At 42.8% G+C, this 22,838-nt stretch carries 21 protein-coding genes; 14 read left to right on the top strand and 7 right to left on the bottom strand.

The window, feature by feature from the left end; all coding sequences use genetic code 11:
* Positions 1–2,592, top strand: coding sequence for a polynucleotide kinase-phosphatase (locus EJA10_RS03380; RefSeq protein ID WP_125478592.1), 2,592 nt, complete (start codon positions 1–3; stop codon positions 2,590–2,592).
* Positions 2,593–3,268: 676 nt separating this feature from the next.
* On the opposite strand, the gene EJA10_RS03375 is transcribed toward EJA10_RS03380, so the two are convergent.
* The 4 genes from EJA10_RS03375 to EJA10_RS03365 all read right to left on the bottom strand — a co-directional run bounded on the left by EJA10_RS03375 (position 3,269) and on the right by EJA10_RS03365 (position 5,422).
* Positions 3,269–4,675, bottom strand: a complete 1,407-nt coding sequence (locus tag EJA10_RS03375; protein WP_125478591.1) for an amidase — start codon at positions 4,673–4,675, stop codon at positions 3,269–3,271.
* Positions 4,668–4,847, bottom strand: a complete 180-nt coding sequence (locus EJA10_RS03370; protein WP_125478590.1) for a hypothetical protein — start codon at positions 4,845–4,847, stop codon at positions 4,668–4,670. Before EJA10_RS03370 ends, EJA10_RS03375 begins: the two co-directional genes overlap by 8 nt.
* A gap of 13 nt (positions 4,848–4,860) precedes the next feature.
* The gene (locus EJA10_RS23220) at positions 4,861–5,004 is read right to left on the bottom strand and encodes a hypothetical protein (RefSeq protein WP_170169053.1); all 144 of its coding nucleotides are present in this window, start codon (positions 5,002–5,004) and stop codon (positions 4,861–4,863) included.
* Positions 5,005–5,176: 172 nt separating this feature from the next.
* Entirely contained in the window at positions 5,177–5,422 is a 246-nt protein-coding gene (locus EJA10_RS03365) for a DUF2164 domain-containing protein (protein ID WP_125478589.1), read from the bottom strand.
* A gap of 216 nt (positions 5,423–5,638) precedes the next feature.
* Between EJA10_RS03365 and EJA10_RS03360 the strand changes: the two genes are divergently transcribed.
* The 13 genes from EJA10_RS03360 to EJA10_RS03305 all read left to right on the top strand — a co-directional run bounded on the left by EJA10_RS03360 (position 5,639) and on the right by EJA10_RS03305 (position 20,371).
* A complete protein-coding gene (locus EJA10_RS03360) occupies positions 5,639–7,132 on the top strand; it encodes a PstS family phosphate ABC transporter substrate-binding protein (protein WP_170169052.1) in 1,494 nt (497 codons plus the stop codon).
* A gap of 68 nt (positions 7,133–7,200) precedes the next feature.
* Positions 7,201–7,440 carry a hypothetical protein gene (locus EJA10_RS03355; RefSeq protein ID WP_125478587.1) on the top strand — a complete coding sequence of 80 codons (240 nt, stop codon included), beginning with the start codon at positions 7,201–7,203 and terminating at the stop codon, positions 7,438–7,440.
* Positions 7,441–7,906: 466 nt separating this feature from the next.
* Positions 7,907–8,749, top strand: a complete 843-nt coding sequence (locus EJA10_RS03350) for an STAS domain-containing protein (protein ID WP_125478586.1) — start codon at positions 7,907–7,909, stop codon at positions 8,747–8,749.
* Between the two features lie 278 nt (positions 8,750–9,027).
* Positions 9,028–9,192 (top strand): hypothetical protein, encoded by a 165-nt coding sequence (locus tag EJA10_RS23710; RefSeq protein ID WP_246017672.1) that lies wholly within the window; start codon positions 9,028–9,030, stop codon positions 9,190–9,192.
* A 3-nt stretch (positions 9,193–9,195) separates the two neighbouring features.
* Positions 9,196–10,551, top strand: coding sequence for a vanadium-dependent haloperoxidase (locus EJA10_RS03345; RefSeq protein ID WP_246017671.1), 1,356 nt, complete (start codon positions 9,196–9,198; stop codon positions 10,549–10,551).
* Positions 10,552–10,739: 188 nt separating this feature from the next.
* Positions 10,740–11,162, top strand: coding sequence for a hypothetical protein (locus EJA10_RS03340; protein ID WP_246017670.1), 423 nt, complete (start codon positions 10,740–10,742; stop codon positions 11,160–11,162).
* 18 nt (positions 11,163–11,180) lie between these two features.
* A complete protein-coding gene (locus tag EJA10_RS03335; RefSeq protein WP_170169051.1) occupies positions 11,181–16,073 on the top strand; it encodes a DUF4132 domain-containing protein in 4,893 nt (1,630 codons plus the stop codon).
* A gap of 134 nt (positions 16,074–16,207) precedes the next feature.
* Positions 16,208–16,390 carry a hypothetical protein gene (locus EJA10_RS03330; RefSeq protein WP_246017669.1) on the top strand — a complete coding sequence of 61 codons (183 nt, stop codon included), beginning with the start codon at positions 16,208–16,210 and terminating at the stop codon, positions 16,388–16,390.
* A gap of 147 nt (positions 16,391–16,537) precedes the next feature.
* Complete coding sequence (locus EJA10_RS03325) at positions 16,538–17,557, top strand: STAS domain-containing protein (RefSeq protein ID WP_125478584.1); 1,020 nt, start codon at positions 16,538–16,540, stop codon at positions 17,555–17,557.
* Positions 17,558–17,780: 223 nt separating this feature from the next.
* Positions 17,781–18,209, top strand: a complete 429-nt coding sequence (locus tag EJA10_RS03320; RefSeq protein WP_125478583.1) for a DMT family transporter — start codon at positions 17,781–17,783, stop codon at positions 18,207–18,209.
* Positions 18,210–18,231: 22 nt separating this feature from the next.
* On the top strand, positions 18,232–18,930 hold the full coding sequence (locus EJA10_RS03315) for a Crp/Fnr family transcriptional regulator (RefSeq protein WP_125478582.1): 699 nt from the start codon (positions 18,232–18,234) through the stop codon (positions 18,928–18,930).
* Between the two features lie 27 nt (positions 18,931–18,957).
* A complete protein-coding gene (locus EJA10_RS03310) occupies positions 18,958–19,404 on the top strand; it encodes a DMT family transporter (protein ID WP_125478581.1) in 447 nt (148 codons plus the stop codon).
* A 136-nt stretch (positions 19,405–19,540) separates the two neighbouring features.
* A complete protein-coding gene (locus tag EJA10_RS03305; protein ID WP_170169050.1) occupies positions 19,541–20,371 on the top strand; it encodes an STAS domain-containing protein in 831 nt (276 codons plus the stop codon).
* Between the two features lie 55 nt (positions 20,372–20,426).
* On the opposite strand, the gene EJA10_RS03300 is transcribed toward EJA10_RS03305, so the two are convergent.
* From EJA10_RS03300 to EJA10_RS03290, 3 genes are all read right to left on the bottom strand, one after another.
* On the bottom strand, positions 20,427–20,993 hold the full coding sequence (locus EJA10_RS03300; protein ID WP_125478579.1) for a dihydrofolate reductase family protein: 567 nt from the start codon (positions 20,991–20,993) through the stop codon (positions 20,427–20,429).
* 417 nt (positions 20,994–21,410) lie between these two features.
* Complete coding sequence (locus EJA10_RS03295) at positions 21,411–21,794, bottom strand: hypothetical protein (protein ID WP_125478578.1); 384 nt, start codon at positions 21,792–21,794, stop codon at positions 21,411–21,413.
* A 147-nt stretch (positions 21,795–21,941) separates the two neighbouring features.
* Positions 21,942–22,751, bottom strand: coding sequence for a leucine-rich repeat domain-containing protein (locus EJA10_RS03290; protein ID WP_125478577.1), 810 nt, complete (start codon positions 22,749–22,751; stop codon positions 21,942–21,944).
* Positions 22,752–22,838 lie beyond the last annotated feature (87 nt).

Below are 22,838 nucleotides of genomic sequence, written 5' to 3'. Positions count from 1 at the left end.
ATGAGAATTGTGTTGCCTTACGCAGGAATTGTTCTTCTGGTTGGACCTTCGAATAGCGGCAAAACGACCTTGCTGAAAAAATGGCAGGCGGAAGGGCTCATATCTGAATCCGAGGTGGTCAGCTCCGATCAATTCCGGATTCTTGTGAGTGATAAAGAGTTCATTGACTGGGCTAACAGGCCGAAGGAAGCAGCGGACATCCTCTTCGATGAATACAGCCAGATTTCGAAAGAAGCTTTTGACATGATGGATAAGATGATTCAGGCAAGGTGCAGGCTGAATAAGCTGACATTTGTCGATGCGACTCACCTTCAGCCTGATGACCGCAAGCGGTATATTGCGATGGCGAGGGAAAACCATGTCCCAATCATTTCAATCGTCCTTGATGTGCCTGAAAAAGTACTGCTGGAACGGGATGAAAAACGTGATCAGCCTCGTGGCAAACGGAGGATTAAACAGCAATTCCAGGTGTTTACTCGCGAAAAGCGTTTTATGAAAAAAGAAGGCATCCGCTCCTTATACTTTTTGAAGGATATTGAGGGGCTCGAGCTTACGAGGAGAAGTAATCCGCTTGAGATCGAGGCGGATGGTGGAATTGACATCATCGGGGATATCCATGGCTGTTATGATGAAATGATTGAGCTGCTGGCTAAGCTCGGATATAAAAAAGATAATGACGATTTTTACCGTCATCCTGAAGGCAGAAAGTTTCTGTCGATTGGCGATGTAATGAGCCGCGGTCCTGAGTCGCTGAAGACAATGATGTTCTTTTACCGGCATGTGGAAAATGGCTTGGCCTACATGATCGACAGTAACCATGGCTGGAAAATTGCAAGATGGCTTGATGGGAAAAAAGTGACGTTAGCCCATGGAGATGAAAAGGTCGAACAGGAATTTGTGCAGTACGAACAAGAGCACGGTTCCGAGAAGGCAGAAGAGTGGAAGAGCAAGCTGAAGGATTTCCTCCTCGACGCGCCATCTCATTATATTTTGAAAAAGAACTGCATTCCTTCGGTTGTCTGCGCACATGCAGGAATCAAAGATGAGTACATTGGCAAACAATCGCGTGATGTAAGTGATTTTAGCCGCTACGGGGATACGGACGGTTTTGATGAAAAAGGAAAACCGGTCAGGAAAGATTGGTTCATCGGTCATAAGACAAGTCAGTTGATTGTCTGGGGACATGATCCAAAACCACAACCGCTGAAAATCAATCAGACGCTAAATATCGACCAGGGTGTAGTCTTTGGCGGCAAATTGACGGCTTTCCGCTACCCGGAATCTCAAATTGTGTCTGTACAGGCGAAAGAGGATTACTCTGGAGCACCTGAAAATCCATTGGTGGAATGGGAAAAGAAACGCCTGAATCAGCCGAACATCGGAAACTTCCTGAATGGCTATACGGTTCTTACCGAGGAATTCGGCGAGATTTTTGTTCCTGGGGAGACGGTCAAGCCAGCGATTGATGCTGTATCACACCATACGATTCCGATTGAACAGTTGATTTATATACCGCCGACGATGAGCCCGACTCCAGAGCCATCTTCGCTGGAAACCTTTTTGGAGCACCCTTTGGAGGCCATTCAATATTATCGGAGCCACGGGGTTGATAGAATGGTCGCTGAAAAAAAGCATATGGGCAGCCGTGGAATTTTGTTGTTATTCAAGGACGAGGCTGTCGCAAAGAAATATGTGGGGAACGTGACGCTCGGTGTCATTTACACGCGTGGCGGCCGGAGGTTTTTTGACAAGGAGTTGGAGAAAGAGATCGTCCGGAAATTGACGGATGACTTGCACAAGCATGATTATTTTAGCGAGCATGAAACGGATTTTGTGTTGCTTGATGCAGAAATTATGCCATGGAATCTGAAGGCGAAGGAACTAATCAGCAAGCAATACGCCCATGTTGCCGAGAATGCGATCATGGACCGTTCGTTTATGCAGGAAAAATTAGCGCAAGCGGCCGAAACAAATGAGGCACTAACTCCATGGCTGGATGAGTATAATGAAAAACTATTGAATGCAAAGGAGTTTGCTGAAGTTTTTCAAAGATATTGCTGGGATGTAATCTGCCTGGATGACATTCAGATCGCTCCGTTCCACGTGCTGGCCCACAGCAACAGGACGTTCTTTGATGAAACACATGAATGGCATATGAAGATGAACCATCAGTTCGCAACCTGCTCGAGCCTGTTTGTCGCGACAGAATACAAAGTGATTACCGATTCGAGCAGCGAGGCCGAAGTCATCAAATGGTGGGAAGAAATGACCCGGGAAGGCCATGAAGGCATCGTCATAAAGCCCGAGCACTATATTGCACGAAGCAAAGGGAAACTCCTCCAGCCAGCAATCAAGGTGAGGGGCAGCAAATACCTGAAAATCATTTATGGCATGGACTATCTGAAGCCTGAAAACCTGAAACGTTTGAAAAAGCGAAATACCGGCAAAAAACAGAAGCTGGCGTTAAAGGAATTTGCACTAGGAATCGAAGGTATCCGGCGCTTCGTGAATGGAGAATCGATTGAAAGAGTACACGAATGCGTCCTTGCCACCCTGGCGATGGAACAAGACCCTGTCGATCCGCGATTATAGAAATGAGGAGGCTGAACCGAGGCGGTTCAGCCTTTTTGGTTTCGTGTCTTTAGGGAGGGTAATACTATACACCGTGAATTAAATGAACGCAACCGTTAATATAAATTGGGTAACCGTGAATATAATAAAGCCAACCGTTAATAAAAGTCTAGTAACCGTTAATAAAAGAGAGTCAATCGTTAATAAAAGTCTGGTGACAGTGAATAAAAGGGGTAACCGGAGATAAAAAGATTGAAACTGGAGATAAAACGAATATAACTGGAGATAAAAACGGTGCAACTGGAGAAAAAAAGGTTGAAACTGGAGATAACAGTTTGTAACCGATGATAAAGACTAGTAGCCGTAACATTAGAGTTGCGATTCAGGATTAAGAACTATGAAGATGGAATAAAAAATGTGAATCTAAAGTTAAAAGTTACCAAACTAGCATTAAAAGTGATGAATCTGGCATTGAACCTCCAGAATTATTTTTGAAACTGAAATATGACAACACGAATCTACTTGTGAAAGTTGATTTACCTGGACTTTAAAGTGGGTTCCGAAACCAATGAAAATGCCTGACGCAATAAAAGAGCGCCAGACATTGTAGTACGAAGATCATTTGTCTCAATCGTTCCCGATGAACATGCAGTTGTAAAAAACAGGAGAACCGTCCCTCTGTTTCACTGCCTCTGTTTCACTGTTCATCGGGATATGGTTTATGCAAGGGGCTTGCTTTATAAGCTTTTTCCCAGGCGTCTCCGGCTTGGAATAGCAGGTCTTCACGGAGGTGGTTGTCCATTAGCTGCATTCCTACGGGCAAGCCGTTTGAGGAGAAGCCGATTGGTGCTGAGAGGCTTGGTATTCCGGCTGAGTTGGCGGGTGCTGTGAATGGCATGCAGCGGTTTGTGAGTTCGGTGCTTTGGAGGATCCAATTCTCCTGAAAGCGTGGAACTGTGATTGGTATGGCAGGAGCTGCAAGGATATCGACTTCCTCAAACGATTTTTTTAATGCATCGGCGATTTTCCGGCGGGCTTGCTGGGCGCGTATGTAATGCGTGTGATCAAGAAGCAGGCCGGATTCGAATAGGATGCGGACATCATTACCAAAGCCTGCAGGGTTGGTGCGGAGCATGTCGTAATGATAGTTGCCTGATTCAACCGTCAAAACAACATATCCAGCGAAAGTGGACATCGACAACTCAGGTAGCTGGACTTCGGTCACGATTGCCCCCATTGTAGAAAATGTATTGAGCGCATTCATGAATAATTCTTTCACTTCCGGATCCAAACCTTGTAGAAAATAACCCGGGACACCTATTCGCAGCCCCTTGATTTCTTTATTGAGGCTTTTTGTATAATCCGGAACCTTCACTTTTAACGAAACGGGGGACTTCTCATCATATCCAGCCATCAAACCCAGCATTAAAGCGAGGTCTGAAACTGAACGGGCCATTGGGCCGGGATGATCCAAAGATGCAGCCAATGGGGTAATCCCATGTGGACTTATGAGCCCGTAGGTTGGTTTAATTCCATAGACACCACACATGGAGGCAGGAACCCGAATCGAGCCAAAGGTATCCGAACCGGTTGCAAGTGTCGCGAGCCCTGCTGCCAATGCAGCTCCGCTTCCGCCGCTTGATCCGCCTGTCAGGTAATTCGGGTTCCATGGGTTCCGGCTGGAGCCATAGAACGGATTAATGCTTGATACACCGCCAGCCATCTCATGAGTATTCAATTTTCCTGTCATGACCATGCCAGCTTTATGCAGTTTCTCTACAGTTGTAGCATTTATCTTGGGGATGAAGTTACGAAGCATCGCTGAACCTGATGTCGTTCGTATGCCCTTTGTATGATATAAATCCTTGATCCCGACGGGAATTCCATGCAGGGGACCAAGGTCTTCATTTCTCATGATTGCTGCTTCAGCCTGCTGGGCTTGTTTTAATGCATCTTCAGGAAGGGTAGTGATGTAGGATCGATAGGTCGGATCAAGCTTTTCAATTCTTCTGAAGACAGCTTTTATCACTTCCACAGGCGAAACCTTTTTCGATTTGAAGAGGGGTACGAGTTCAGAAGCAGTCAGGAATGCTAGTTCAGTCATCTTTTAATACTCCTTTGTCCACGACAACAAATGGAACTTCTTTGTACAATTCGTATTCGGGAGCCAGGGCCCTTTGGGCATGCTGGATAGTCTTCAGCACATATTCAATATAGGGAAGATCCGCATCAAATGGAGTGATCCCTTTGCAATACAAGGCATATTTCACTGACATCCGTTCCATCTCCTTATTTTAAAGAATAATAGATTTCTGGTTTCAAAGATTTAGCGGCCAGGGGATATGGCGGCAGACACCAATTCACCAACGGGTATCCGGAAGACGGTTGATTTCCGCGCAGATACCAGCTATCCCACCATAATGTTTGATTCAAGGCAAAGCCCTCCTTTTTAAAATGCTTATATTACTATATGCGTGGGGTCCGGTCGTATGCTTGCCGGTAAAACCTTTGGGGCAGTACTGCAATAGTTAGCCAAAGCAACTTTTTATATCGCTAGCCCTTCTTTATAAAGAAAACCCGGTTCTCCATGACCGGGTTCAAAATGCTATTTTCGTACAGGCTGCTCCAGTGTCAAAATTTCATCTTCCATTGAAGAATATTGTTGCTTAACAACGTGGATGGCATCCAAGACGGCAGCGTTGTAAAAATGTGGACCAAGTGATTCTTTTATGAAATCTAGTACTCTTTCAGCTGCGAATTCTGAAATTTCTTCATCCCTTTCCTCTGAAAAAAACCTCTGGATATCGGAAATCATCTCTTGCTGTTGCTCTTTTTTTAACTTATAAAACAAGGCAGAACACTCCTCTCGAATTCATACAAGAAACACTTTATCTTCTTTTTAATATCATTTGTAGTCTTTATTTTTTTGAATGTTTATGTCAATGGTAAGCGATATGGCCGAATGTTGATTTTTAAATAATTTTTTCCATAACACACCTTTTTATATTTACTAAAACTTTCATTTAGTGTAAAATTACACCAAATAGATGGTGAAGGGGATATGGAAATGAGGAAAGATGCTGGTTTTTTGTTTGTTTACATAGTTGTGGTTCCGCTGTTTTTATCTTTCATGAGTTTGGCTTTGTTGCCGGTCGAGAAGTATGGGCCACTGATTCTTTTGCTGGTCATTTCAATCGTTGCGGCTATAACAGGTTTCCGCTTTGGGAGCAGAGCGCGGGCTAGTTCGTTTTATGAAAAATATCTTCCTGTATATGTTCCGTTACTTATCACTGTCCTTATTGCCGGGATTGGTATGGTCGTATCAAAAGGGTTCTTTGGGCACCAGATTTGGGTCATCTTTGTTTTTGGTCTTTTCCCGTTTTTGCCAAATACCTTCATGTCAGCATTGATGGGGCAATTTCTTTATGCTTTTGCCGCCCCATTTGCTTACTATCTGCTATTTTTGATTGGATTTTTACTAGGAGAAAGAAGAACGAAGACAAAGGTCCAGATGGGCAAACTTCCTGTCGCAGTCGGAGCTGGGATGTTGGTAGTGTTATTGTCGCTAAGTGGGGCTATTTACATTGAGCGGAGCAAGCATGTCCTTCCGCCATCATATGGTTTCGATCATGGGAATGGATATTCCAGCGTCGATCTTGAGGTGTACAATGTGACGAATCCGAGCAATCAGCTGCCCAAGCTGGGTGAACCGGCCACTTTTACAATTGAAAAACAAAGCGATATGCCGGTCCTCGATGGAGCCGAGGCCGCGTATCCGGTATATTCCGCGTTTGCCAATGAAGTCTATCAAAATATAGGTTATCAAAATACTACGCCTACCGGTGAAGAGATTGTTTCTTTTACAAATACGATTTATGCCTTTGAAAGGCTTGTATCTGGCGAGGTCGATATCTTTTTTGGAGCGCAGCCGTCTGAGGCACAAAAGCGATTGGCGGAAAGCAGCGGGAAGGAACTCGAGCTCACACCGATTGGGAAGGAAGCATTTGTGTTTTTTGTAAATGAAAAAAATTCAATCGATAATCTTTCTTCTGAACAGATCAAGTCGATTTATTCCGGAAAGACGACAAACTGGAATGAAATTGGCGGTACAGATGCGAAAATCCTTGCGTTCCAGCGGCCTGCAGATTCCGGCAGCCAGACGATCATGGAGAAATTCATGGGAGACATTGCTTTAATGCCGGCTTTAAAAGAAGAAGTCGCAGGTATGGGAAATTTGATGGAAGAAGTCGCGAGCTACCGGAATTACAACAACTCATTGGGATATTCCTTCCGATTTTTCACAACCGGGATGAACCCAAATGAAAACATCAAGCTTGTTTCACTGGATGGAGTAGAACCATCAGCCGAAAACATCGCATCCGGCAAGTATCCATATGTAGTCAATCTTTATGCCATTACGATCAAAGACAATCAGAAGCAGACCATCAAGCCAATGCTAGAATGGATGCAAGGACCACAAGGACAGAAAATTGTTGAAGAAATAGGGTATATACCATTGAGAAACACGGGGACGGTTCTCCTGTTTTTGGTAAAACAGTAGAACCGTCCCTCTGTTTTTGAGTGGAACAAATTTAAAATATACAAAATGATATTTGGATGTGTAAATAAGTGAACTTTAAACCATCGCAAAGGATTCGACCGATTTATCGGATAATAAACAAGGACGAAATTGTAGAAGCAATTCGACTGATAAAAATTGATATTAAGGAATTGGAAAAAGAGTTAAACGGTGAATATCCAAGTATAGTAATGGATGCCGTTGAGGATACCTTGAGCAGATACAAATATGATTTAGGTTATTTAGAACGTAGACTGTCTAGAGTGAAAAAGACCAAAGGCAAGGGTTGAGGATATGAAAAAGGATAAGTTCTGGGATGCTGATTACTAATTATATAATTACAATGCGTTAACGAATGAGCGGCGGTGGTCCATGAAGGATTAACCGCCTTTTGTTGTTTAACTCAAGCTGTGCAGGTGATAATTTCAAAAGGAGTGCAAGTTCGTGCTGGGGCCGTATAAAGAACCGCCCGGACCATATGATATTTGTGCTTGCTAACTATCCGCTTAATTAGACACCAGCTACCTTATCAAGTAAAATCAAATTAGGTGAAATTACCATAACTTGGTGTCTGTGATTGAATAATGGAAAATCCACAATTAGTGTGAAAAAGTGTTCCTGTTCATATTTTGCAAACTCAGATGGATGATTTTAAATAGAAAAGTGCGTAAATAGACTGTCCCGAGTCTATTTAGATGATTCCTAGACAAATCGGAATTCTATTTTCAACATCAACCAGGAGGAAAGGGGTTAGCAATGGCAGAAGATTTGAATGAAGAATTATATAAAGCATTGATTGAGAATAAAACGGCTTTGGCTGATCAATGGTTACTGATGAGAGAGAAGAGGCCAAACTCCATTTACTCTGTTGATGCTGATGAAAAGTATGAGCAGCTTTTAAGGAAGCAGAATGCTTTGACCACAAAAACCATTGCCAGCTCGTTATTGGAGGATAAGAAAGAATATCATGAGAACCAGGAACAATGGGTATCGATAGTAGCGCAGAGCCGTGCAGATTTGGGTACTCCTATTTATGAAGTGCTTGAAGCGGTTCATCGATTCCGGACAGTTATTATGGATTTTTTAGATAAATATGTTGCGGCGCAGGAAGAAGCCATTTCCAAACAGCATATCCTGCAGTGGAATCATTCTATTCACTCTGCAATGGATTTTTTAATACAGGAATTTTCAAAAAAGTACTATCAAATCACAAGGGAGCGAATGAAAGCACAGTATGATTTAATCGCCGAGTTAGGAGCGCCCGTCATTCCAATAGGAGATACGACTGCGGTCGTGCCGCTGATCGGGGACATTGATACGGAACGGGCAAAAAGGATAATGGAAACTGTGCCAGCCAAATGCATAGAGAAGCAAGTGAACAAGATATGCATTGATCTATCAGGTGTCCCCATGGTCGATACCATGGTTGCGCAGCAGATTTATTCCATCATTCAGACGTTATCCCTTCTTGGCATCCAAACGGCCCTTTCAGGCATTAGGCCTGAAGTGGCGATGACATCTGTCCAGCTTGGCATTGATTTAAAAGGAATCGACACGTTTAACACATTGCAGCAAGCTCTGAAGAAGATGGGCAGGTAATTAATCTAAACAGGGAACGGATTCAGTGGTTGTGGAGAAAATTTGATATAACGCATAAATTGAAGGATGAAATCTCATGAGATTTTGTCCTTTTCTATTGAAATAACACGGGAACGGTTCTCCTGTTTTTGGTAAAACAGGAGAACCGTCCCTCTGTTTTAGACAAGTAACCATACTTTATTCTTTTACTTGAATATGATGAACGGAGGCCTTGTCTTTTGAATGACGGGGTGAATTTTTGAGTAAAAGGTGATTGGATGAGACGGAGAAGGTTGAAGGTGAAGAAGGAGTGTTTGATTGGTCCTTTGGGTAGTTATCAGCGTCGGATGAAGGCGTATGATCTTAGGCTGCAGGCGGCGAAACGCATGAAAACATCGATTGCGAGACACCGGTGCAATGGTGATGAAGAATTATTTGAAACGAAGATAGGGAGTTATACATAGGGTTTGCCGCATAATTCCCTTGGCCAGGTTGATTCCACGGCTTATCAGAAGTTGATTAATGCCCTGGATTCTGGGAAGTGGGAGGATTTTGAGTCGATTCCAATGGGAGGGACGGTGAAACAAGCCAACCCGCAAGGAGCTTATGTTTTCGATCTTGTTGGCGATGACTGTCACAGTTTGGAGCTGGCGGCACCTCCAGCTTTTAGCAGTGCGTGGGAAGCAAGTGAAATGGCAGAGGTGTATTGGCAGGCAGTGACGCGCGATATACCTTTTGACCAATATGGAACAGATCCGTTAATCAAAAAGGCCGCACAGGATTTATCGAAGTTTACTGATTTTCGCGGGCCCAAAGTCAATGGTGTGGTGACTCCGAAAACTTTGTTTAGGGGAGAGGCAAAAGGAGATCTTACGGGACCTTATATATCGCAATTCCTTTGGAAGGACATACCCTATGGATCTACGACAATCGTACAAAAGTATCGTACACCGGTTGCGGGTGCAGATTACCTGACCAAATACAATGACTGGCTGAAGATCGAGAACGGTTCTCCTTCATCATCACTGCAACTTGACCCAGTTCCGCGTTATATTCGCAATGGCCGTGATTTAGGAGAATATGTTCATATTGATTTTTCATTCCAAGCTGCGATGTCTGCGTGTTTGATCTTGCTGACCTATGGAAAAGAGGCGCTAGACCCGGCTAATCCTTATAATGGTTCGCTGACCCAAGGTGGGTTTGTTACCTTTGGCGGCCCGCATATTTTAGATTTTGTCGCGAGGTCAGGAAGAGCCGCATTGGAAGCAGCCTGGTTTCAAAAATTCCTCGTGCATCGAAGGCTGCGTCCGGAGGAATTTGGCGGCCATCTCCATAATCATATGACAGGAGCAGCATGTTATCCGATTCACGAAGACCTTTTAAAATCACAGGTTCATTCTCATGTTTTTCAGAAAAACGGTACGTATTTGCTGCCGTTAGCCTATCCAGAAGGCGCACCTACACATCCTGCCTATCCATCAGGACATGCCTGTATTGCAGGCGCGGGGATTACGATTCTAAAAGCCTTCTATAATGAGGCGTTTGTGATTAGCGATCCTATCAAACCAAACGCAGACGGGACATTATTAGAACCATACACCGGAGCAGCACTGACAGTCGGAGGAGAACTGAATAAACTAGCTTCAAATATAGCTATTGGACGGAACACCGCCGGAGTACACTGGTGTACAGACGCAATCGAAGGCCTGAAATTAGGAGAAAAAGTAGCAATCAGTATCTTAAGAGACTACAAGACAACCTATAACGAAAAATTTCAAGGCTTCTCATTAGAGAGATTTGATGGTGTAAGGATTACTATTTAAAACACGGGGACGGTTCTTGTGTTTTAGTCTGTCAGGTGAGTGAAGATTAAAACAGGAGAACCGTCCCTCTGTTTTTGGATTGGAAAAAACAGGAGAACCGTCCCCCTGTTTTTGTATACATATTTACTGTTTTGTCTTATTGTATTTTTAATGGGAAGTGAAATTTTCTGAAAAATGAAGAGGGTTTTATGATGTTTATTTATGTTTTGGTGAAGAGTGTGGGGAAGCGGAGAGATGTGGTTTCTAAGCAGAGGGTAAAGTTGCAGGGTACGCCTGGTTCTTTAAGGGTGTTGTTAACGGAATTGGTTACGGTGAATGTTCGGGAGTTTGTGGGGAAGGAAGAGGAGAAGCCTTTGGTGAGTTACCTGACTGAAGGGGAGATTAATCAGCAGGCTTCCAGCGGGAAAGTGGGGTTTGGAGCTATCTATAATAATAGTAAGCCGGATCTTAACGCTGCGATTCATACCGCTATCCAGGCTTTCGAGGATGGGTTGTTTTTGGTGTTCATTAACAGTGAACAAATCGAGGACTTGGATGCACCCCTAAACATGGCTGATGGAGATGAAGTGGCATTGATCCGTCTCACGATGCTGGCGGGGAGAATGTGGTAATTTTGGAGGATGGTCGAAATGGTCTTGTACATCAATCAACATTTTGAAAAAGAGCTTCTGGAAAAAGTAAAGAGTCTTGATGTCACCTTGCAGCCTCTTGCTAATCGATTACTGAAAATTGTCCAGAGCGATTATTATGACAGGGACAGGCACTATTCGTTATTTTATAAACTGATCAGAGATTCAGCGGAAAACACGCAACAGAAAATTAAGCATCTGATAGACATTACGCAACATTTGCTGGGTTCCAGCCGCTCGGATATTTTGGCATATTTCCTCACCCATGCACCAGAGTATCCATATAGCGAGGGTTATGACCGAAGGCCTTACCGCTCGAAAAATTGGGACAGGCATTGGGAACGGTTTCTTGAAAAATGTGTGTCGCTGTTTGATTTGGCCCGGGTTCAAAACCCGATTTACAGCCTGCTGTCAACCCAGGTTCATGAGCTCGACACGACAGTGCTACCTGATCTTCTTGCTTATGAGCTGGACAACGGGAATGAGCAGGCAGAGGAATTTGTGAAAAATAGCATTTACGGTGATAACAGCGTTGCCTGGCTGAACCGGGATATTTTAAAAGGGATTATGTTGAGCCACAGGGAGGATCTCTACAAACTCGTGGGGGATCTACTCGTGGCAGCGAGGCTCCAGGAAGGCCTTCGCCAGAGCATCGTTGAAACGATGGATGAGGGATGCCTTGCCGCAACCACATATCTAATGAAGGTCATCATCGACGAAAACCTCGTTCGCTACAGCTCGATCGTCCGGGCGATGGATGTTTGGACCGGCATGACCCTTGCAGCTACCAGTACAAGAGTCGCGAAGCAAGTCATCGAGATGATGCATCAGTGTCTCGAACATGAATCCATCAGGGAAGAGTGGCTAGAGAGCGAAGATGCCAATCAGCTTTATATCAGCCTCTGGGCTTCAGCGGTCATAGAGGAGGAAACTGCCCAGGAGAAGATTGCGGCCATTGCAAGAAACGGCAAAAGGTATCAAAAGGAAGTGGCCTTGTTTGCCCTTACCCAGAGCCAGAATGAGCAGGTTAAATATGAAGTCAGTTCCAGCATCCTGGGTGAAACCAACCATGAGCTTCGCGCGCTGATCCTGGAGAACTATCCGTATGAGTGTAACTATACCTGGAACTTCAACAGGAAAACGAATCAAACGATTACAAAGATGTCGATTCAAAAAATTCCAGCCCTTGCAGATAAGAATGAACGGCTGCGCCAGTTCTCCCTTTTCAAGCAAATGCTGGATGAGGCACCGAAAAAAGCAACCAACGTTCCGCTAAAAGTGTTCAAGGACGTTGAGGTTCCTTACTCAGCGGATTTAATTGCTCAGAAAATGATGTATCTGTTTGCATATGATATGGATCCGCAAATGCTTTCCATCCTTTTGGAGTATAAAGACCAGCTAGGTCCTGAAACAAAAGGCAATTTACTAGATTGCTTTATTTCGGAAAACATCAAAGAGCAGCGTGATTTTATTTTTGCGTGTCTGTCTGACAGGAGTATGACTAACCGGGAAAAAGCGCTAACAAAGATCATGAAGATGTCTCTTGCCGCCGATGAAATCAAACGGGTCGAGGAACTATTAAAACTGAAAAGCGGCAGCTTGAGGCAGCAGGCAATTAGGGTTCTGCTTGCCCTGGATGAAGAAAAACTGGAAGCCTCCCTGGATTCTTTGCTGACAAGCAAAAGCGAGTGGCAGCACGTCGGCGCGCTCGATATCATCCATGAGCTAAAAGAAACACAGTCTGGAAAATTTAAAAAGATGCAGAACAAGTGGCAGTTGATCAAAAGTCCAACTCCCAAAGAACAGCTGTTGATCGATAAACTCGCCGTACGCGAGGCACACAGCTTGAAAAATGGTTTCAATCTATATGATCCGAAAGCCACACCGTCGCTGCTTGCCACACAGAACGAGTTCGAACGCATCCCGTTGAGTGACTATTTTACGATGTCAGAAGACCGGATTCAGGAAATCCTCACCAGACTGTCAGAAACGGTCCATGAGTACAGGGATTTTGAATATGAATCGAACTGGTATGGAACAAGGGAAACATTATTACTCGGCACAGATTTAAGAAGAGATGATAATTATGATGAAGAACGCAAAAAGGGAATCAGCAGCCTTCCGCTTCCGAAGGTGTGGACTGAGCAATTTTCAAGTGCCAATGTTACTGTCAGAGAATTGATGGAGTTAGTTCTGCTTTTAAAATTGGACTATGTTTACCGTTATTACTCTGGCAAGCTTGAATACTGGGAACGGAACGGGCTCAAGCGGGTAAATGACTGGCGCCAGGAATTGCTGGAAGAGCTCTATCCTTTTGAAAAAATAGAGAAAGTCTCTAATTTTATCGAAAAGCTTCCATACGGTGAGCAGGTGAGGGAAATCCTGTACGCCTACATGGAGGATGCAGATCAAAAGGATGTGTTCGATTTTGCCTGCAAAATGTTTTATTCAATGATTGAAGTCATTCCGGAGGACAAGCGCAAGAAAGATCGGGATTTATATCAAGTTTTGGTTGAGCCGTGGCATGAGTGGTGCAAGGAATCCATTCATGATGATGCTGCCTATGCGGCATACTTCACTGGTTTGTATAAATTGTACGCCTATACCAGTTTCAAAGAGTTCCCACCTTCACTGGAAGAACTGGCCCATGCATATGACTTGAAGCTGCTGACAGAGAATGATTTTTACCTTGAGCTGTTGGGAAGAGAGGAGAGTCCAAGGCGGGTGTTTGAGCTCACCTACACCAAAGAATCTATTGAGCGGAAATATCCTTCTATTGTGCCAATCAAGCAAAAGACGGTTTCGAGGATTCTGGAGATTGAACTTCAACGCGGGGAAATGGCGACGGAAGTTTCTACCCTTGCCATGGAGATTCAGCATTTTGAGGGCATGCCATACTTGATGACCATATTAGCGGCCCTGGAAAAAGAAGCATTTGTCCGCGGTTATATTTATCATTACGATCACGAGTCAATCACGAAGAAGGAAGCGTTGAGCCACTTGCTCAGGGTTTGCCATCCGAAACCCGGGGAAACCCAGGAGGAATTTGTGGCGCTAGTCAAAGCGAAAAAAATCAGCGAAAAGCGGCTACTCGAAGCGGCAATGTATGCTCCGCAATGGATTGATCTGGTCGCTGGGTATTTAAAATGGGATGGCTTGCGTTCCGGAGCTTGGTATTTCCATGCCCATGTTAATGAGACGATGTCGGCAGAAAAGGAAACGATCGTCGCCCATTATTCGCCGATCACCCCAGAGGAATTCAGGGATGGCGCATTTGATATTGACTGGTTCAATCAGGCGTATGAGGCCTTAGGGGAAGAAAAGTTCAGGATTTTATATGAGTGTGCGAAGTACATTTCATCTGGAGGCAATCATCGTCGTTCCCAACTTTTCGCAGATGCCGTGGTTGGAAAGCTGGAGCTGGATGATATGAAGCTTTCCGCCCAGACGAAGCGGAACAAAGACCATTTATTGTGTTACAGCTTAATTCCTCTTGAGAAAAATAACCCGAAGGCTGTGCTGGAGCGCTATGAATTCATCCAGCAGTTTCTGAAGGAAAGCAAACAATTCGGAGCGCAGCGCAGGGAAAGTGAAGCGAAGGTTGTCAACATTGCGCTTGATAACCTCGCGAGGAATGCGGGTTATAAGGATGTGACGCGACTTCGCTGGGAGATGGAAGCGAGACAAATGGAGGAGCTGGCACCATTTTTACAGCCAATTACCTTGGATGATCTGACAGTGCAGCTAGTGATTGATGAATTCGGAAGAAGTAACTTGTCTGTTGTTAAAAACGGAAAGCACTTGAAGTCAGTGCCGGCAAAATACAAGAAGCAAGAAACAATCGTTCAGCTTAAGGAAATAAACAAGACCTTTAAAGAGCAATACAGCAGGGCAAAAATCGAACTAGAACGTTCGATGGAAATGGAAACGCCATTCCGACTGCATGAGCTTATGAATATGATGAAAAATCCTGTTATTGCGCCATTGGTTAAGACATTGGTGTTTAAGGTGGAGGAACATCTTGGTTTTGTGGTGGGGGATTTACTTCAGACGCCAGATGGGGAAGATTATCGGATTCAGCCATCGGATGAAATCATCATTGCCCATCCAGTCCATCTTTTTGAAAGCGGTAAGTGGAGTTCATATCAAAGGCATTTGTTTGATCACCAAATCAAACAGCCGTTCAAGCAGGTGTTCCGCGAATTTTATCAGCTCAATGCTGATGAACTGGCTGCCGGGACCGTTTCAAGGAGATATGCCGGGCATCAGGTCCAGCCAAGAAAAGCTTTGGCCCTCTTGAAGAATCGCCTCTGGACTGTGAACTATGATGAAGGATTGCAAAAGGTGTTTTATAAAGAAAATATCATTGCCTCCATCCATGCCATGGCTGATTGGTTCTCACCTTCAGATATCGAGAATCCAACCATTGAGACGGTCGAGTTTTTTGATCGGCATACCTATAAATCTCTCGAACTGAGCGAGATTCCGAAAGTCTTATTCTCAGAAACCATGAGAGACGTAGACCTGGTTGTCAGTGTCGCCCACGCAGGAGGAGTCGACCCAGAAGCCAGCCTGACAACAATTGAAATGCGTAAAGCAATCCTCCTCGAATCTTTAAGATTAATGAAGATCGAGAATGGGAGAATAGAAGGAAGCTTCGCACATATATCAGGCCAGCTGGGAGAGTATAATATCCATTTAGGAAGCGGAACCGTGTTCAAACAAGCAGCAGGAGCCATCAACATCCTGCCAGTACACTCACAACACCGAGGCCGAATCTTCCTGCCATTCATGGACGAAGACCCAAAAACAGCCGAAATCCTATCCAAAACCATCCTGCTCGCCAACGACACAAAAATAAAAGACCCGCATATATTAGAACAAATCAAGTAACACACGGTTAAAACACAGGGACGGTTCTTGTGTTTCGTGAAAAAGAGGGACGGTTCTCGTGTTTTCATTTGAAACAGTAGAACCGTCCCTTTGTGTTAAAATAGTAAAAAACATCATGGGAGTTGCCAGGCGGGATGATGAAGAAATATCGGCTAAAGAATAATTTTAGGGAGTTTAAAAAAGGTACGCAATTCTATATTATTGTCGAATCTGAATTTATCGGTGTTAAAGAGTTCGTCCTGCGCACCGAAGATTTATCAGAGAGAATATCCATTAGTGAATCAGAGCTAACCAGGAATTTCATTCAGCTGAAATGAGGTAAAACAGGGGTAAAACAGGGGTAAAACAGGGGGACGGTTCTTGTGTTTTGTTTGAAAACAGAAGAACCGTCCCTCTGTTTTCTTGGAAATTTTCTTTTGTTTGAGATAGAATTGTATTAATTCACAATTTTAGGGAGTATATTAATGGGAAATTCCTCTTACGAGATTAAGGTTAATAAAAATGAGTTTAGATGGAAGGGCGAGGAGGGCGAGCTGACGTTTGATGGTGCTCCTGCTTTGCTATTCTGGGATTCGGCGATTGAGCTGTTCCTGAATACGATTGAAGAAATTTCTGGCAGTGACGTTTCAAAGACTGTTTATGAAGTAACGGGTTTCCGCATGGGTCAACTGGTGAGCTCTTATTATGAAGGCAGAACGGATGTGGCCGAACTGCTGGAAGAATATGCCGAAATTTACAAAAGTGCTGGCTGGGGTGTCTTTGAGATTCATGAGTATTCTTATGAGGAAAAAAAGGCCGTTGTGAGAATACGCAACAGCTGGGAACATCGCATTTTCAAGCTTGCTGATAAAAATGAAGCAGGAGTTTTGCTTCCAAGCCATTGGGCCGGGATTTTCAGTGGGCTATTCAGACAAGACATGTGGTATAAGATGGTGAAAAGCCAGTTGGAAGGGCATGATTACGATGAGATTGAGATTTTTCCATCTACCTTGACCATTTCGCAAAACATCCATGAATTGGCGAGAAAGAAGGAATCGGAAAGCATCATCGAACTCGAGAAGAAAGTAGAGGAACGTACCCAAGAGCTATCCACATTGGTACAAGAGCTTTCCTCTCCAGTCATACCGGTCCTAAAGGATATTCTTGTCATCCCGTTGATTGGCAAATATAATGATGAGCGGCTTAGAAATATGATTGAAAAAGCCCTGGTAGAACTGACCAGGCTGAAGGCCAGATACTTATTAATCGACCTGACGGGAATCAAGCAGGTGGATCCATATACCATTCATGGGATTCAAAAGTTAATCCAGTCCATCCGCCTTATTGGTGGCCAATGTTTCCTTGTCGGAGTCTCAGCAGAACTGAGCATCCAAATTTTACATTCGCATGTAAAACTTGAAGGCATTAAATCATTCTCAAGCCTGCAGCAAGGAGTCGAATACTCCATCCAGCAGAACGGATACGAACTAGTTAAAAAGAAATAAATTTCAGGCTGAACTAAAATGTTCAGCCTTTTTTTCTTGAAACACGGGGACGGTTCTTGTGTTTTGATTTCAGCCTAAGGGTGAACATTCCCATTTTTTTGTGTTTGCTTTTGGAAAAAACAGGAGAACCGTCCCTCTGTTTTAGGACATATGTCCTTTCTGGCTTTCCTCGTTCTGTTCTTTAATAGGAGTATACGTTAAGTTAGGGATGAGGAGAGGTTTTATGAAGGGTCTTGTTTTTGCGATATTGGGTGGGGGGTTTATTACTTTGCAGGGGGTTGCTAATTCGCGGATCAGCCAGGATGTTGGTACTTGGCAGACGGCGACGATTACTCAATTGACGGGGTTTTTGATGGCGTTCTTGATTTTGGTGGTTGCCGGTGGTCGCGGGAGTTGGCAAGAGCTGAAGAAGGTCCAGCCTCTTTATTTAATCGGAGGGACGTTCGGAGCGATTGTTGTTTTCAGTAATGTTACGGCCATCCATTTCATTGGCGTTACACTCACGGTTTCTGCCATGCTGATAGCCCAGTTGGGTATGACTGTCATGATTGACAGGAACGGATGGTTCAACTTAAAAAAGCAAAAAATAAAGCTGCCGCAGCTACTTGGTATTACCATGATGGTAGCAGGCGTGATGATCCTGGGCATGTAATGAAAAAGGGGACGTAATGCACATGAAACAAAGCAAAACGATTGAGCAGCTTGAATCATATATACAATCCTACGAGATTGCGCATTTATTTACTGAAGAAATCTTACCGTATTTATCACTTTACCATTTCGAAAAAGGCGAAGTGATTTGCTCTCAAGGGGAGGCTGCTGAGTTTTTATATATTCTGGTCAAGGGGAAAGTGAAGATTTTCACCACTTCCGAAGATGGGAAGACATTAATCTTATCATTTAAAACACCACTCGAGGTAATCGGGGATATTGAATATGTACAAGAAATTCCTACAATCAATACCGTTGAGGCTGTTTCTTCCGTCGTCATGATAGGGGTACGCCAAAGTGTGGTGAGAAAATTCTTAAAGAATCATCCATCCTTCCTGCAATTTATGTTAGAAATCATTACAAGGAAATTCCATATTAAATCACAATTTATGCGTCATAACATTTTATACCCCGTAGAGACTCGGTTAGCCAGCTATCTAGTATCGGTTGCCTATGATGAAAATGACGCCCTGGTCAATGGGATGGTAAGTACGTCGAACCTCACTGACATCGCCAATCTGATTGGTACCAGCTACAGGCACCTGAATCGTGTCATAAAGGAATTCTGCTTAACTGGATTGGTGGAACGTAATAAAGGGACGCTCATCATTAAAGACCTGGAAGGGCTTAAGATACTGGCAAAAGAAAATCTCTATGAGTGAAAAGTTTGACATCTAGGAGGAGTATCTATGGTTTTTGGGTTACTATTTGCCATCGTTGCCGGGGCACTTGTCAGCCTGCAAAATATATTCAACAGTAAGGTCAACGAAAAGGCAGGGTCCTGGGCGACGACTTCATTAGTGCTGGGTCTGGGATTCGCTGCTTCTTTAGTTCTGGGACTGGCTTTTGAGGGTGGCCAGGTATTCAATTTTTCACAAATGAAGTGGTGGTATTGGTTCAGTGGATTATTAGGAATTGGCGTCGTTACCGGCATCGTTCAGGCAATTAAGTACTTAGGTCCGACCTTTGCCATTTCCATTGTCCTAACCTCACAATTAGGCTTCGCCGTCCTATGGGACTCACTCGGTTGGATGGGACTAGAAAAAGTACCATTCACACAACAACAATTCATCGGAGTACTAATCATCCTAGGCGGAGTCATACTATTCAAGTGGAGTGAAAGAAAAGCAACTTAAAACACGGGGACGGTTCTACTGTTTTAACTTGAAACAGTAGAACCGTCCCTCTGTTTTTGTTTAAATTTCTAGTTAGCAATTCAAACGTGTTATAATCTTAAAAAAAGAAAATATGGGATTGTTTATAGGAGCTGACATGGTGAATCCAATCGAGAGATTTTCTAAATACCTTATTGAAAATGCGGAAAGGATTAGCAGGGAGATTACGGATTATAACTTGAGCAAGCTTGATATTGAGCTGCCGGCTGATTTGATTGCTGAGTCGATCAAGACAAATATAGAATTTCTGCAATTTTTGGGCGAGACACTTAATCTCTCAAACGAGGAGGTGGCTGAGAGGTTCATAAGGTGGCATGATGAAAAGCAGTTGAAGCAAAAGCGATTTCAATATGTTGCGGAAGAGCTTGAAAACATCATGAAACCTTATGCGGAAACTCGCTTGCAGCTGATTGAAATGCTGACGAAGGTATCGGTTGCCGAGTGCCTTACTACTGAAGAAGTAGTCCATGTCAATAACCGACTGAGCTACCTGCTAGATTTGAGCATCACCCAAACGGTGATTGAGCGAGAAAGGCGGACAAAAGAACTAAACAGGAAGAATCAGAGAATCATCACTGAGCTTTCCTCGCCGATCGTTCCAATCGAAAAAGACATGGCAATCTTGCCGCTGATCGGGGAATTCGATTTCGAACGCAGCGACTATATCATGACACATGTCATCCCGAAAATCAGCGAATTGAGAATAAAGACGCTGATCATCGACTTCTCAGGGATCGCCACGATTGACGGTGAGATTGCCGCCAGGGTCTTCAATATCCACAAAGTCCTGAAGCTGATCGGAATCGAAACGCTGTTAACAGGAATACGAGCTGAAATGGCAATCGACGTCATCAATACCGGAATTGACTTCTCAAAATTAAAAACGTATGGAACAGTGCAACAGGCAATCCTTTCAAACGGGAATTAAAACACGGGGACGGTTCTCCTGTTTTTGGAAAAACAGGAGAACCGTCCCTCTGTTTTCAATCATTTAGATGATAGCATAGTTGAACCACACCAGAAGCAAACGTTTTTGTTTCAACGAGTTTAAGATTCACCCTTTGTTTAATGTCAATAAACATGGGTTTTCCTTCTCCCAAAACAATAGGGTGAACAGATAATCTGAATTCATCGACAAGACCTAAGTTTACAAAGGTAGTAATTAGACTCGCTCCACCATAAAGCCAGATATCTTTGCCAGGCTTATTCTTTAATTTAATGACTTCATCCTTAATATCCTCATTTATAAAAGTAACGTTATTTTCTGACCTGTTTTGTGTTTTAGAAAACACATATTTCTCTTTGCTATGTACTAATTCCCAAATTTCTTTTTCTGTATCAGAAAGTCCATTATCAGGTGTATAGTGCCCCCATAAATCATAACTTTTTCTACCATATAAAATTGTATCGATATGATTCAAGAAATTTTTGAAGTCCATATCAGGATCCATTATGCACCAGTCAATTTCCCCATTAGGACCTTCGATAAATCCATCTAAAGTAACTGCTAAATCTAATAGTATTCTTCTTGGTCTTTCGGAAATGGCCATAATCAATTCTCCTTTAACTCAAATGCTTTTGTTTTTACAAAACTATTTGATTAAGTATCAATCCTAAAATTATAAACCCAACAATAAATGCACTTACGTGAATAAGGATCTTATATCTCAACTTAACTTTTAAAAAGGAATATAATTTAAAGGTAAAATAAACTAATACCAAATCAATAGGTGTTTTAATCATTGAAACCACTAATTTATTACTGATTTGGAATTGTTCATACATAAGATCCTTAAAAAAATAATTATTCGCTATGCCTAACATAGAAATAACGATTTGATAGACAAAAAACTTAAAAAGGCTCACACAATCCCCCAACTCATCTATGATCTTATTTAGGTGTTGCAGCTTCGTCAGCTGAACAAGGATGTAATTCTTTACCAAGTTAAGCAATCAATATTGAAGCTTTATAAATTAAAGATAGTTGCAATCATGAGAAAAGCAGCAATGGAAAGCAATCCTGTTAAGGGTAAGGAAATATAAAACATCCCAGAAAAAGTTTGATATTTTTTTACCCCTAAGAAATGGGTTAACCCAAAAGCTATTCCATTACCAATTAAAACAAAGAGCACTGTTATATATGCACCAGCAATCCCTCTATTTACATATGCTCCATTAGAAAAGAAGTAAGCGTAAATTAAGATACCAGATATAATAAAACTTCCTAAAAGATAGACAAAAAAACCTGACAGTAATTTTCTAAAACGCAGCTTCTTAATAACTAAAAATAAAAAATACGAAACCGCAGTAATAATTAACAGTGTTACTAGGTAATAAGGAAGTAAATCCAAGAACACCACCCTTTTCATTATTTTAATTAAAGATTAGTGCCTCGATTGTGAAATAATCTCACTTAGAATTCTAACATAATACACGGTAAAACACGGGGACGGTTCTCCTGTTTTTGGTAAAACAGGAGAACCGTCCCTCTGTTTTGCTTAGCCTTGAAACTTTTCCTGGAAGGCTTTGAATTGCTCTTCGTATTTATGCAGCTTTTTTACATCTGCTTTTGAGTTTAAGAAGGGTTTTCGTTTTCCTATCACCATCACATCTTTTTCATCAATTGGATCCGATAAAAAGATGTAGGGTCGGAAGTAATCACATTGGGTATTTGGGAGGGCAACGGATAATCTGGCATATTCTTCTGTCGGGAACTGGTTGGAAATTTCAAGTTCCTTTAGCCCCGTTAATTCCGCTATTGGCTCTAAAGACTCGTCTTTCACTTTTAGATTTGTTAATCCCAGGTATTTTAAATCTTTGAGGTAACGTAAAGGATGAAGAGTATGTAAATTTAATGAATTCCAAATCCCTCCTGATAACTGCAACAGTTCTAAACTGCTTTCCTGGAGGGGACTTATGTCATTTAACTTTGAAAAGTCTACTATTGATAATGCTTTTAAAGAAGTGTTTTTTGATACATCCCATAAACTTAGGGTTTTAGTATTCCATTCGAGGGCCAAAACTTCAAGGTTTTCAAGAGTGCTTATTATGGATAAATCATGTACTCTCATTTCATAGACATAGAGCATCTTGGGATTCACTAAGCTCAGAATCGTATTGAATTCATTTTGGTTAACTGTATAAATCCACAATTTCGTCAGTTTAGAAAAAGACTTCAACTTTTCGATATTTTTAGTTTTACCACGGATTAACAACTCAGTCGAATGTACATCGACATCGGCTAAATCATTCACGAATTCCGGTCGTTCATCAATACGAAATATAAATTGAGGATGATTTTTTAACATACTTTCGCCTCCACACCGAATATCTAATATCAATTATACCAAGAATGAAAACACGGGGACGGTTCTACTGTTTTGTGAAACAGTAGA

It is taken from the genome of Mesobacillus subterraneus (genome assembly GCF_003937825.1).
Classification (GTDB): Bacteria; Bacillota; Bacilli; order Bacillales; family Cytobacillaceae; genus Mesobacillus; species Mesobacillus subterraneus.
This window is presented reverse-complemented; position numbering and strand designations above follow the sequence as displayed.